Annotated in this window: 11 protein-coding genes; 7 read left to right on the top strand and 4 right to left on the bottom strand. The window is 71.7% G+C overall.

Annotated features, from left to right (window positions below; translation table 11 throughout):
• Nucleotides 1–152: 152 nt before the first annotated feature.
• Nucleotides 153–2,117: a histidine kinase gene (locus tag ACA514_RS42845; protein WP_375047210.1), complete on the top strand. Its 1,965-nt coding sequence runs from the start codon at nucleotides 153–155 to the stop codon at nucleotides 2,115–2,117.
• A gap of 269 nt (nucleotides 2,118–2,386) precedes the next feature.
• Here the strand turns inward: ACA514_RS42845 and dapF are convergent, their stop codons facing one another.
• Both dapF and miaA read right to left on the bottom strand, forming a co-directional pair.
• Nucleotides 2,387–3,220 (bottom strand): diaminopimelate epimerase, encoded by an 834-nt coding sequence (gene dapF / locus ACA514_RS42840; RefSeq protein ID WP_375047209.1) that lies wholly within the window; start codon nucleotides 3,218–3,220, stop codon nucleotides 2,387–2,389.
• Nucleotides 3,221–3,250: 30 nt separating this feature from the next.
• The gene (gene miaA / locus ACA514_RS42835; protein WP_375047251.1) at nucleotides 3,251–4,141 is read right to left on the bottom strand and encodes a tRNA (adenosine(37)-N6)-dimethylallyltransferase MiaA; all 891 of its coding nucleotides are present in this window, start codon (nucleotides 4,139–4,141) and stop codon (nucleotides 3,251–3,253) included.
• Nucleotides 4,142–4,258: 117 nt separating this feature from the next.
• Between miaA and ACA514_RS42830 the strand changes: the two genes are divergently transcribed.
• Nucleotides 4,259–4,486: an antitoxin gene (locus ACA514_RS42830; RefSeq protein WP_375047208.1), complete on the top strand. Its 228-nt coding sequence runs from the start codon at nucleotides 4,259–4,261 to the stop codon at nucleotides 4,484–4,486.
• Here the strand turns inward: ACA514_RS42830 and ACA514_RS42825 are convergent.
• A complete protein-coding gene (locus ACA514_RS42825; protein ID WP_375047207.1) occupies nucleotides 4,483–5,214 on the bottom strand; it encodes a class III extradiol dioxygenase subunit B-like domain-containing protein in 732 nt (243 codons plus the stop codon). The two genes, ACA514_RS42830 and ACA514_RS42825, sit on opposite strands and share 4 nt — an antisense overlap.
• 83 nt (nucleotides 5,215–5,297) lie before the next feature.
• Nucleotides 5,298–6,845, bottom strand: coding sequence for a tRNA (N6-isopentenyl adenosine(37)-C2)-methylthiotransferase MiaB (gene miaB, locus ACA514_RS42820; RefSeq protein WP_375047206.1), 1,548 nt, complete (start codon nucleotides 6,843–6,845; stop codon nucleotides 5,298–5,300).
• A gap of 153 nt (nucleotides 6,846–6,998) precedes the next feature.
• Here miaB and ACA514_RS42815 point away from each other — a divergent pair, with 153 nt between their 5' ends.
• From ACA514_RS42815 to ACA514_RS42795, 5 genes are all read left to right on the top strand, one after another.
• The gene (locus tag ACA514_RS42815; protein ID WP_375047205.1) at nucleotides 6,999–7,817 is read left to right on the top strand and encodes an amino acid ABC transporter ATP-binding protein; all 819 of its coding nucleotides are present in this window, start codon (nucleotides 6,999–7,001) and stop codon (nucleotides 7,815–7,817) included.
• 40 nt (nucleotides 7,818–7,857) lie between these two features.
• Nucleotides 7,858–8,727 carry a glutamate ABC transporter substrate-binding protein gene (locus ACA514_RS42810; RefSeq protein ID WP_375047204.1) on the top strand — a complete coding sequence of 290 codons (870 nt, stop codon included), beginning with the start codon at nucleotides 7,858–7,860 and terminating at the stop codon, nucleotides 8,725–8,727.
• A 106-nt stretch (nucleotides 8,728–8,833) separates the two neighbouring features.
• Nucleotides 8,834–9,517: an amino acid ABC transporter permease gene (locus ACA514_RS42805; RefSeq protein ID WP_375047203.1), complete on the top strand. Its 684-nt coding sequence runs from the start codon at nucleotides 8,834–8,836 to the stop codon at nucleotides 9,515–9,517.
• Complete coding sequence (locus ACA514_RS42800) at nucleotides 9,514–10,524, top strand: amino acid ABC transporter permease (RefSeq protein WP_375047202.1); 1,011 nt, start codon at nucleotides 9,514–9,516, stop codon at nucleotides 10,522–10,524. The genes ACA514_RS42805 and ACA514_RS42800 overlap by 4 nt, the downstream gene beginning before the upstream one ends.
• A gap of 176 nt (nucleotides 10,525–10,700) precedes the next feature.
• A complete protein-coding gene (locus ACA514_RS42795) occupies nucleotides 10,701–12,692 on the top strand; it encodes a S9 family peptidase (RefSeq protein ID WP_375047201.1) in 1,992 nt (663 codons plus the stop codon).
• Nucleotides 12,693–12,697 lie beyond the last annotated feature (5 nt).

The raw sequence follows: 12,697 nt of genomic DNA, 5'->3' as shown, positions 1-12,697 counted from the left end.
CCCGGTTCCGCGGCTACCATCACGGCACGCGCCGCGGCGAGCGCGGCGCCGGCTCCCCCGGACGCGCCTGTCCTGAGGCGGACGCCCTATGTGTGCAGGACAAGAAGCTGGACGTTTTACCATTCCATTACTTTTGAATCGGGGGAGCTCACATGGAGACCGTCGAGCACGGCCGCGGGCCCGCGGCACGCGCGGCGGTCCCGCTCGCCCTGGCGGCCGTGCTCGCCGTCACCGCGTCGCTGATCCTCGGCGCCTTCCTCCCCGCCGGGGTGCGGCTGGTCTGGTGGCATCCGGAGATCGTCATCGCCCTGTTCTGGACCCCGGTGGCCGCCCTGCTGCTGCGGCAGCGGGCCGGGCTGCGGGTCGGCTGGCTGATGCTCGGCTCCGGGTTCACCGCGGCGGTGTACGTCCTGGTGCTCAATCTCGCGCCGTGGTTCGCGCAGCACGGCTGGGCCGGGGCCGGCTTCCTCAAGTGGCTCAGCACGTGGCTGTGGGCCGTCGACACCTACGCGCTCACGCTCGTCCTGCCGCTCATCTTCCCGGACGGGCGGGTCGTGTCGCGCTGGTTCCGGCCCGTGCTGTGGCTGGCCTGCCTCGTGCCCGTGGTCGTGTGCGTGCACCTGACGGTCGATCCGGGCGTCCGGCGGTTCCACAACGGCGTCTCGGTGTACCCGTTCGAGGACATCCCGGTCCCGATCAGCGTGCTGATCCTCGGGACGCTGGCCGGGGGGCTGCTGTCGCTGGTGGTCCGGTTCGTCCGGTCGCCGCCGGACGTACGGCGGCAGATCGCCTGGGTCGTCTACCCCGGCGTCCTCGCCCAGGCCGTCATCTACGTCGGGGAGAACAGCGCGATCGGCGACCCGCTGCGCGATCTCAGCATCGCCGCCGTGCCGATCTGCATCGCGATCGCCATCCGCCGCTACCGGCTGTACGACATCGACCTCGTGGTGAGCCGGACGCTGGTCTACGCCGGGCTGGTCGTGGTGATCACCGGCGTGTACTTCGCGCTGGTCGGCGCGGCCAGCCTGCTCGCGCACGGCTACGGCATGCTCGCGGGCCTCGCCGGCGCCGTCGCGGCCGGCGCGGTGTTCGAGCCCGTCCGGCGGCGGCTGCAGCGCGCCGTGGACGGCCTGATCCACGGCGAGCGCGACCCCTACCGGATCGCCGACCGGCTGAACCGGCGGCTGCAGACCGCCGCCGACCCGGCCGCCGCGCTCGCGACCGCCGCGGAGGTGGCCCGCTCCGCGCTGCACGCCACCGGCGTCGTGATCGAGGTCCTGGACCGCGAGGGCCGGACGGTCTCGGCGGAGGACGGCGTGCTCGGGAACCGCCCGCAGCTCATCCCGCTGGTGTGGCACGGCGAGCCGGTGGGCCGGCTGCTGTTCGGCGTCGCCCGGCCGCCGGACGCCCGGATGTCGGGCATCCTGGCCCGCAACCTGGCCGAGCTGGCGAACGCCGCCCGGCTGACCGCGGACGTGCAGCGCTCCCGCGAGCGCATCCTGCGGACCCGCGAGGAGGAGCGGCGCCGGCTCCGCCGCGACCTGCACGACGGGCTCGGGCCGACGCTCGCCAGCCTCGCCATGACGGTGGACGCCGCGCGCATCACCATGAAGACCGACCCCGAGGCCGCCGACGCGCTGCTGGAGAACCTGCGGACGATGATGGGCCGCACCATCGGCGACATCCGCGAACTGGTGTACGGGCTGCGTCCCCCCGCCCTGGACGACCTGGGGCTCGCCGGCGCGATCCAGGCGCTCGGCGGCGTCGTGGCGACCGGCGACGGGCCCCGCGTGGACGTCCACGTCGAAGGCGACCTGGAGCGGCTCCCCGCCGCCGCCGAGGTGGCCGCGTACCGGATCGTCCAGGAGGCCCTGACGAACGTGCACCGGCATGCCAGGGCGGAGTCGGCGGTGGTGCGGCTGTACCTGAACGGCGATCTGCACGTGACCGTCGACGACGACGGCGTGGGGCTTCCCCCGCGGCTGCGTTCCGGCATCGGCATGTCGTCCATGCGCGAGCGCGCGGCCGAACTCGGCGGTTCCTGCACGGTGGGGCCGGGGCCCAAGGGCGGCACGCTCGTCCGCGCCCGGCTGCCCGTCAACGGCGCCCGGAACTGAGGGGATCTTCCAGGATCCGGCGGCCGACTGCGGCTCCGCGGGCCTCCCGGGTGGGAGGGCCGGTGACCGCCCCCCGCCAAGAAGGTCGCCACCGGCCCTCGGGCTCCGTACGGCGCCGGGGCTCCCATCCCGGTCCATACGGGCCATTCACCAGAGGGTGTGCAAGAGAGAAGTTATGCGGCGCGCGGTCCCGTTGCAGAGGGACACTTGTCCCGATCGATCCGGGACCGCGCCGGACGCGCCGTCTGCCCTGGTCGGGGCGGACTCGGCTAGATCCAGCCCGGCCGGGTCTCGCCCTCGGCGACCAGGACCGCCGGGCCCCTCAGGTGGCTGGTCCCGCCGTCGAGCGTGACGGTCAGCCGCCCGCCGAGGACGTCCACGGTCCACTCGCCGGGCCCGGTCGTGCCGGCGGCCGCCGCCACGGCCGCGGCCACGGTCCCGGTGCCGCAGGAGCGCGTCTCGCCGGATCCGCGCTCGTACACGCGCATCTCCAGGTGACGGTCCCCCACGGGCCGGTAGAACTCGACGTTCACCCCGTCCGGGAACGCCTGGGGATCGAACTCCGGGGCGCGCGACAGGTCCAGGGCGGCGACGGGACGGTCCACACGGCACGCGAGGTGCGGGTTCCCCATGGAGACGCGTTCGCCGCGGAACACGGCGCCCGCGAGCGACGCCTCGCCGGGACCGAGCGGTACGGGCGTGCCCATGTCGACGCTCACGTCACCGGACGGCCCGAGCGTCACGCGCTTGAGACCGCCGCGCGTGGCGATGTCCCACTCCCCCGGGGCGGCGAGACCGGAGTCGACGAGGTAGCGGGCGAACACTCGGACGCCGTTGCCGCACATCTCGGCGATGCTGCCGTCGGCGTTGCGGTAGTCCATGTACCACTCCGCGCCTTCGAGCCCTTCGGCGCCGCCGGGCCCATCGGCATCGCTGAGGTCCATCGCCTTCGTACGGACGACCCGGAGAATCCCGTCCGCGCCTATGCCGGCGCGGCGGTCGCACAGCCGCACCACCGCCTCCGCCGTGAGATCCAGCGCGCCGTCCGGGTCGGGCAGGATCACGAAGTCGTTCTCGGTGCCATGCCCCTTAACAAACCGCATCCCTCGATCGTATGGCCTGGGGCCGACACCTCATCCGACCAGGGCGAGTGCCTGCTCCACCAGGTCGGGGGCGTCGTGGGGAAGCCAGTGGACGCGGGGGTCCCGGCGGAACCACGACTCCTGGCGGCGCGCGAAACGCCGCGTCGTCCGGATCGTCTCCTCCTTGGCGCGCTCCTCCGTCCACTCCCCGGCCAGGTATCGGAGCACCTGGGCATAGCCGAGGGCGCGGCCGGCCGTCAGGCCGTCCCGCAGCCCCCGCTTCTCCAGCGCGCGGACCTCGTCCACCAGCCCGGCGTCCCACATGCGTTGCACGCGCAGCGCGATCCGTTCGTCCAGCTTCTCGCGCGGCACGCTCAACCCGATCTGCACCACCGCGTCGTAGCGGTAGATGTGCTCCGGCAGGGTGGCGGTGAACGGACGGCCGGAGATCTCGATGACCTCCAGTGCGCGGACGATGCGGCGCCCGTTGCTCGGCAGGATCGCGTCGGCCGCCGCCGGGTCCAGGTCGCGGAGCCGGGCGTGCAGGACGGCCGGCCCCTCCCGCTCCAGTTCGTCCTCCAGGCGCGCCCGGACGGCCGGGTCCGTCCCGGGGAACTCCAGCCGGTCCAGCGCGGCGCGCACGTAGAGCCCGGATCCCCCGACCAGCACGGGGACGTGCCCGCGCGCGCGGACCGCCGCGACCGCGTCGGCGCTGAGCCGCTGGTATTCGGCCACGCTCGCCGTCTCGGTGACGTCCCAGACGTCCAGCAGGTGGTGCGGGACCCCGCGCATCTCGGCCGGCGTCAGCTTCGCCGTGCCGATGTCCATGCCGCGGTAGAGCTGCATCGAGTCGGCGTTGACGGCCTCCCCGCCGAGGCGGAGCGCCAGTTCGACGGCGAGGTCGGACTTGCCGGCGGCCGTCGCCCCCACGACCGCGATCACATCTGGAGAGGTCACGACTGCAATTGTGGCAACAGAGTGGGTATGGCCCCGCACGTACGGGCTCCGGCCGCAGGCGGCGGGGGCCGACGACCTTGAGGGATCCGGAGGGAACGCGATATGTCTTTCATGGACAAGGTCAAGGAGATGCTGGGCCAGCACCCCGACCAGGCGAGGTCGGGCGTGGAGAAGGCCGGGGACATGTTCGACCAGAAGACCGGCGGCAAGTACGCCGACAAGGTCGACAAGGTCCAGGACAAGGCGGGCGACTACATCGACCGCGGCAACGAGCGCGGTAACGAGGGCGGTGCCGGCGGCGGTATGCCGGGCGCCAACAAGCCCCACTAGACCGCCGTGCGGTCACTCCTCGACCAGCTCGCAACGAAGTAACCGACCCCGTAGGGCGCGTCGTCGGCCAGTAGCGAGGCCGTGAAACCGGACGGTGCCGCGGCCGTGGCAGCGCCCGCGAGCACCTGCCACGCCGCTCGCCCGGCCGCCTGGAGCTCCCGCGACACGCCGGGCTCCAGAGCGGCGAGGGCGGCGGCGTCGCCTTTGCCGAGCGCGCATGCGACACGCTCGTCGTAAGGTTGCGCCCGCTCGTCGAGATAGCCGGGCGCCTTCTCCGTCCGGCACGCGGACCCGTCGCCCATCACCAGCAGCGCGACGCGCTCCGCCGAACCGGCAAGCTCGGCGCCCAGCCGCAGGCAGTCGTCCGGGTCCGCGTCGAACGCGATGGACCGGTAGCGCGCGTCCGCGGCGAGACCGTGCCGTTCGAGCAGCCAGTACCCGATGGTGAGGGACAGCGGCAGCGCCTCGCCGCCGTACCCGTCCGCCGGGTCGGCGGGGCGCGTCCAGTCGAGGCCGTACGGGCGCAGGGTCGCGTAGGCGCCGGCGCCATAGGCGCGCGTCTCCGCGGCCCCGCCCACCACGATCAGGGCATCGGCGCCGCTCTCGCCGAGCCGGCGGACGGCTTCGTCGCATGCGGCGCGCAGCCCGTCCAGCTCCGCCGCGGCCCCCGCCGCCAGGGCGGGCACCAGGATCGGCGGATGCGGGCACACCGCCGCCGAGATCAGCACTGTGCTCCCACGATCAGCATGGGGCTTCCACGATCAGCACTGTGCTCCCACGACCCCGGCCCGGCGCTCCGCGTCCCCAGCGATCATGCCGGCGTCGTGGCCTGGACGGCGCAGCCCGGCGCGGCTGCCTGGCCCTGTGCCGGGCGGCCGATCGTCGGCATGCCCAGCGAGACGCCCTTCGGCCCCTCGGCCCGGCGCGCCTCCCACGCGTCGCCCGCCCGCGTACGGCGGACGTTCTGGACGGGCTTGTCCGCCACCAGGTGATGGGGCGCCGCATAGGTCACCTCGACGGTGACCATGTCGCCGGGGCGGACGGGCTCGTCCGGCGCCTGGAAGTGGACCAGGCGGTTGTCGGACGCGCGGCCCGACAGGCGGCGGGTCTCCTCGTCCTTGCGGCCCTCGCCCTCGGCCACGAGGACCTCCAGGGTGCGGCCGAGCTGCTTCTTGTTCTCCGACCAGGAGATCTCCTCCTGGAGGGCGACGAGCCGCTCGTACCGCTCCTGCACGACCTCCTTGGGCAGCTGCCCGTCCATGGTGGCGGCGGGCGTCCCCGGGCGCTTGGAGTACTGGAACGTGAACGCCGAGGAGAACCGCGCCTCGCGCACCACGTGCAGGGTCTGCTCGAAGTCCGCCTCGGTCTCGCCCGGGAACCCCACGATGATGTCGGTGGTGATCGCCGCGTCCGGGATGGCGGCGCGCACCTTCTCGATGATGCCGAGGTAGCGCTCCTGCCGGTACGACCGGCGCATCGCCCGCAGCACCGCGTCCGCCCCGGACTGCAGCGGCATGTGCAGCGACGGCATGACGTTCGGGGTCTCCGCCATCGCCGCGATCACGTCGTCGGTGAAGTCCTTGGGGTGCGGTGAGGTGAACCGGACCCGCTCCAGGCCGTCCACGTTCCCGCACGCGCGGAGCAGGCCCGCGAACGCGGAGGAACCGTCGGCGGTCATCGCGCGCACCTCGTCCGGCGCGGCGGACAGCGCACCGAACCCCGAGCCGTAGGCGTTGACGTTCTGCCCCAGCAGCGTGATCTCCAGGACGCCCTCGCCCACCAGCGCCTCGATCTCGGCGAGGATCTCCCCGGGGCGGCGGTCCTTCTCCTTGCCGCGCAGCGACGGGACGATGCAGAACGTGCACGTGTTGTTGCAGCCGACGGAGATCGACACCCAGGCGGCGTACGGGGACTCGCGGCGCGTCGGCAGCGTCGAGGGGAAGGTCACCAGCGACTCTTCGATCTCGACCTGCGCCTCGCTCAGCACCCGCGACCGCTCCAGCAGCGCGGGCAGCGCCCCGATGTTGTGGGTGCCGAACACCACGTCCACCCAGGGGGCGCGCTTGACGATGGTGTCGCGGTCCTTCTGCGCCAGGCAGCCGCCCACGGCGATCTGCATGCCCGGATGGCCGTCCTTGACGGGCCGCAGATGGCCGAGGTTGCCGTAGAGCCGGTTGTCGGCGTTCTCCCGCACCGCGCAGGTGTTGAACACCACCACGTCGGGCTCCGCTTCGGCCGCGCGCACGTAGCCGGCCGCCTCCAGCAGCCCGGACAGCCGCTCGGAGTCGTGGACGTTCATCTGGCACCCGTAGGTACGGATCTCGTACGTGCGGGGGCTCGTCTCCAAAGGCGCACTCATGACAGTCCCCAAGCGTACGCGCCGGAGGGTGCGCGCCGGGCACGGACGATCACGCCGCGGCGCCCGATCCACCCGCCGAACTGCGCAGTCGTGATCGGATCGGTACCGCGGCGGAACCAACGCGTCCTGCGGGATGACGTAAAGTCCGACCGCATGACGGACAGCGAAGGCGGGCCCGACCTGACCAAGGGGCAAGGGCCGGAGGACGCCATCACGCAGGCCGCCGCAACCGGCACGGGACCGCTCGTCGTCGTCGAGCACGTCCACAAGCACTTCGGCGAGCTGCACGTGCTCAAGGACATCAACCTCACCGTCGACCGCGGTGAGGTCGTCGTCGTCATCGGCCCCTCGGGCGGCGGGAAGTCGACCCTGTGCCGGTCGATCAACCGGCTGGAGCCCATCGACGGCGGCCGGATCCTCGTCGACGGCAAAGAGCTGCCCAAGGAGGGCAAGGACCTGGCGCGCCTCCGCGCGGACGTGGGCATGGTGTTCCAGTCGTTCAACCTCTTCGCCCACAAGACGATCCTGGAGAACGTCACGCTGGGGCCGGTGAAGGTCCGCAAGCAGGGCAGGCAGGAGTCGGAGAAGCACGCGATGGAGCTCCTCGAGCGCGTCGGCATCGCGAACCAGGCGGCCAAGTACCCCGCCCAGCTCTCCGGCGGACAGCAGCAGCGCGCCGCGATCGCCCGCTCCCTGGCGATGCGGCCGAAGGTGATGCTCTTCGACGAGCCCACCTCGGCACTCGACCCCGAGATGGTCAACGAGGTGCTCGACGTCATGACCGGCCTGGCCCGGGAGGGCATGACGATGATCGTCGTGACCCACGAGATGGGTTTCGCCCGCCGGGCCGCGCAGAAGGTCGTGTTCATGGCGGACGGGCAGATCGTCGAGGAGAACACGCCCGAAGAGTTCTTCACCAACGCGCGCACGGACCGCGCGAAGGACTTCCTTTCCAAGATCCTCACGCACTGAGCCGCGGGGCTCCGGCAGAGAAGCAGAGGTGTAGCGAGCAATGCGAGTACGGCGTTTGGGCGCACTCATCGGCGCGGGCCTGGCACTGTCGCTGGCCGCGACGGCCTGCGGCAGCGACAAGGAGAAGACCGAGGCGAAGACGGTCGTCCAGAAGGCCAAGGAGGACAAGAAGCTGACGATCGGCATCAAGTTCGACCAGCCCTCGCTCGGGCTGAAGAAGCCGGACGGGACGTTCGCCGGCTTCGACGTCGACGTCGCCCGGTACATCGCCCAGAAGCTCGGCGTCCCCGAGAGCGGCATCACCTTCAAGGAGACGACCTCCGCCAACCGCGAGTCGTTCCTCGGCGGCGGCCAGGTGGACCTGGTGGTCGCGACCTACTCCATCACCGACGCGCGCAAGTCGCAGATCACCTTCGGCGGCCCGTACTACGTCGCGCACCAGGACACGATGGTGCAGGCCAAGAACAGCAGCATCAAGAAGGCCCAGGACCTCAAGGGCAAGAAGCTGTGCCGGGCGGCCGGGTCCAACTCCTTCCGCCGCGTCACCGAGGGCCCGCCGGACGGCAAGCTGAACATCAAGGGCGTCACGCTGGTCGACGCCAACAGCTACTCCGACTGCGTGAGCAAGCTGAAGAGCGGCGCCCTGGACGCGGTGAGCACCGACGACCTGATCCTCGCCGGCTTCGCCGCGCAGCAGCCCGGCCAGTTCAAGGTCATCAACGACCCCTTCACCGACGAGAAGTACGGCGTCGGGATCAAGAAGGGCGACAAGGAGACCTGCGAGGCGGTCAACTCCGCCATCCAGACGATGTACACCGACGGAAGCGCCAAGACCTACCTGGAGAAGAACTTCACGGGCACGGGTCTGAAGCTCGCCACGACCGCCCCCCAGATGGAAGGCTGCGCCTGATCCCAGGCTGAGGCTCCCCCTCGGCCGGTGCCTCCCCCGGAGCCGCGCTCCCGGGGAGGCACCGGCGTGGACTCGACCGGCTGGAACGCTATGGAACAGCTAAGCAATGTTTGACTTCAGCGCCTTCTTCGACCACTTCGACGAGATCCTCGACGGGTTCTGGGCGACGATCCGCCTGGCCGCGGTGTCGGCGGTCGTGTCGCTCGTCATCGGCACGCTCCTCGCGAGCTTCCGGGTCTCCCCGGTGCCGGTGCTGCGGTCGTTCGGCACGGGCTACGTCAACGTCGTCCGCAACACGCCGCTGACCCTGGTGCTGCTGCTGTGCGCCCAGGGGCTCAACGACACGCTGCACCTGACGTTCTCGGAGAACTCCTCGACGACCTACTACTGGTGGGCGGTCCTCGGGCTGTCGGGCTACACCGGCGCGTTCGTCTGCGAGACCCTGCGCTCGGGCATCAACACGGTGCCGCTCGGGCAGGCCGAGGCGGCGCGGTCGATCGGGCTGACCTTCACCCAGTCGCTGCGGCTGATCATCCTGCCGCAGGCGTTCCGCTCGGTGATCGCGCCGATGGGCAGCATCCTCATCGCCATGATCAAGAACACGACGGTGGCGGCGGCGGCGAGCTACGCCGAGGTGGCGCTGGTGAGCAAGACGCTGCTGGACGCGCCGACCTTCACCGGCGGCGCGATCCCGCTGTTCATCGGGGTGGCCGTCGGCTTCATGATCCTGATTCTGCCGACCGGGTTCTTCTTCGGCTGGCTGGCCAAGCGGATGGCGGTGGCGCGGTGACCAAGGAAGCGACGGTCCTGTTCGACGCCCCCGGACCGCGGGCGCGGGCGCGCAACCGGCTGCTGACCGTCGTCTCGGCGGTCGTGCTGCTGGCGATCTTCGGCGCGCTCGCCTGGCGGTTCAACGACAGGGGCCAGTTCGCGGGCGAGCTGTGGAGCCCGTTCCTGAAGTGGACGGTCTGGCGGGAGATGATCCTTCCGGGCCTCGGCAGCACGCTGAAGGCGGCGGCGGTCGCGGCCGTGCTGGCCATGCTGTTCGGGATCGTGTTCGGCCTCGGCCGGCTGTCGGACCACTGGTGGGTCCGGATCCCGGCCGGCGCGGTGGTCGAGTTCTTCCGGGCGATCCCGCTGCTGATCCTGATCTTCCTGATGTTCTTCGTCCCGAACAAGATCAGCCCGTCGATCGCCGACTCGTCGTTCGGCACCTTCCAGCGGGTCCTGGTGGACGACTTCTTCTCGCTGTTCGGCGTGGAGATCAACGCCGGGACCGTCATCGTGCCGGCCTTCGCCGCGGTCGTGTTCGGCCTGGTGCTGTACAACGGCTCGGTGCTGGCGGAGGTCGTGCGGGCGGGCGTGCTGTCCATCCCGAAGGGGCAGTCGGAGGCCGCCTACTCCATCGGCCTGCGCAAGAACGGCGTCATGCGGCTGGTGCTGCTGCCGCAGGCCATCCGGGTGATGATGCCGGCGATCGTGAGCCAGCTCGTCGTCCTGCTCAAGGACACCGCGCTCGGGTTCATCATCGCCTACAGCGAGCTGCTCAACGCGGGCTTCAACCTCATCCCGGCGAACTACCACAACAACAAGATCCAGGCCGGCATCGTCATCGCGGTCGTCTACATCGCGATCAACATGACGGTGAGCCGGTTCGCGACGTGGCTGGAGCGCCGCAGCCGCCGCAGCCGCAAGACCTCCGGAACGACGCTCGGCGCCGGGACCGGCGCCCCGCCGGCGCCCGGGATGTCGGTCAGGGAGCAGACCGCGGGCGGGTCCGGAGTCGCTCCGGCCTGACCGCTTTCGCCCGACTTGTGGGGCGCCGCCGGTTCCCGGCGGCGCCCTCCGCTTTGCCGGGCCTCCCCGCGGGTGGCGCGGACGGCGGCGATCACCCGTGACCGGCACATATCTTTCCGAAGTCAAAGCACCCGTCATGGCCCCAACCGATCCCCGTATGCGGGACGATTCCTGGTATGACCGCTCGTGCGACCCTCCCCTACGGCTCCTGGCCTTCCCCCATCTCCGCTGCCGACGTGGCCCGCGCCCGGCTGCGCCTCAGTTTTCCCACCGTCGTGGGCGATGACGTGTGGTGGCAGGAGACCCGTCCCGAGGAGGGCGGGCGTACGACGGTCATCCATCTCAAGGGCGGTCACCGTACCGAGCTGCTCCAGGCGCCCTGGGACGCCCGTACGCGCGTGCACGAGTACGGCGGGCGCTCGTACCTCCCGGTCCGCACCGCCGACGGCGTCTCCCTCGTGTTCTCCAACTACGAGGACCAGCGGCTCCACCGGCTGGACCCGGGCGACCCCAAGCCCTACCCGCTGACGCCGGAACCGGCCGTCCAGGCGGGGCTGCGCTATGCCGACTACGTGCTGTCCCCCGACGGCACCGAGATCTGGTGCGTGTGCGAGGGGCACATCGCGGAGCCGCCCGAGGGCGGGGCCGGCACCGCCGGGATCCGCCGCGCCATCGTCGCCGTCCCGCTGGACGGCAGCGCCGCCGACGACGCCGGGGCCATCCGCGAGCTCGTCACCGGCGCGCACTTCTACGCGTCCCCCGCGCCGTCCCCGAGCGGCGGGCACCTCGCCTGGGTGCAGTGGAACCACCCGCGCATGCCGTGGGACGGGACGGAGCTGCGCGTGGCGGCGATCGAGGACGGCACCACGGTCGCGCCCCGCACCGTCAAGGGCGGCCTCACCGAGTCCGCCGTCGCGCCGCTGTGGCGCGACGACGAGTCCCTCTACGTCATCTCCGACTGGCCCGGCTGGTGGAACATCTACCAGGTCGGCCTGCACGGCGAGTCGCCGCAGGCGCAGTTCCCGGCCGAGGAGGAGTTCACCGGGGCGCTGTGGCAGCTCGGCGGCATGCCGTACGCGCTGCTGGGCGACGGGCGCCTCGCCGTCCTGCACGGCGAGGGCGACATGCGGCTCGGCATCTACGACCCCGAGACGCTCGACCTGGTCGACGTGGAGGTGCCCTACGAGGACTGGCACCCGCAGCTGTCGGCCGACGGCACGACGATCGTCGGCATCGCGGGCGGTCCCGACCTGCCGACCTCGGTGGTGCGCGTGGACACCACCACGGGCCGCGTCGAGGGGCTCCGCCGCGAGCTCGCCGAACTGCCCGACGTGGCGTACCTGTCGAAGCCGCGCACCGAGCGCCTGGAGGGCCCGTTCGGGCGTCCCGTCCACGCCTACGTGTTCCCGCCGACCAACCCGGAGGCCGTCGCCCCGGAGGGGGAGCTGCCGCCCTACGTGGTGTTCGTGCACGGCGGCCCGACCGGCCGCGTCTCCAAGGACCTCGACCTGGAACGGTGCTACTTCACCAGCCGCGGTATCGGCGTCATCGACGTCAACTACGGCGGGTCGACCGGCTACGGGCGCGCCTACCGCGAACGCCTGCGCCGCCAATGGGGCGTGGTGGACGTGGAGGACGCCGTCGCCGCCGCCCAGGCGCTCGTCGACGGCGGCATAGCGGACCCGGACCGGCTCGCCATCCGCGGCGGTTCCGCGGGCGGCTGGACGACGCTCGCCGCCGCCACCCAGACCGACCTGTTCAAGGCCGCCACGTCCTACTACGGGATCAGCGACCTGCAGAGCTTCGCCGCCGCCACGCACGACTTCGAGTCGCAGTACCTGTTCGGGCTGATCGGGCCGCTGCCGGGCTTCGAGCGGGCCTACGAGGAGCGCTCGCCCCTCAACCGGGCCGACCGGACCGCCTGCCCCGTGCTGCTCCTCCAGGGCCTCAACGACCCGGTGGTGCCGCCGGACCAGTCCGAGCGGTTCGCGGTCGCGCTGGCCGCCAAGAAGATGCCGTACGCGTACCTGACCTTCGAGGGCGAGTCGCACGGCTTCCGCCGCGCCGACACCGTCATCGCGTGCCTGGAGGCGGAGCTGGCGTTCTACGGCCAGACGCTCGGCTTCCAACCGCGCGGGGTCGACCCGATCGACCTGACGGTCGCCTGAGCCGT

Origin of the sequence: Actinomadura sp. NTSP31, from assembly GCF_041951385.1 — a bacterium.
In the GTDB taxonomy this organism is placed as follows: Bacteria; Actinomycetota; Actinomycetes; order Streptosporangiales; family Streptosporangiaceae; genus Spirillospora; species Spirillospora napierensis.
This window is presented reverse-complemented; position numbering and strand designations above follow the sequence as displayed.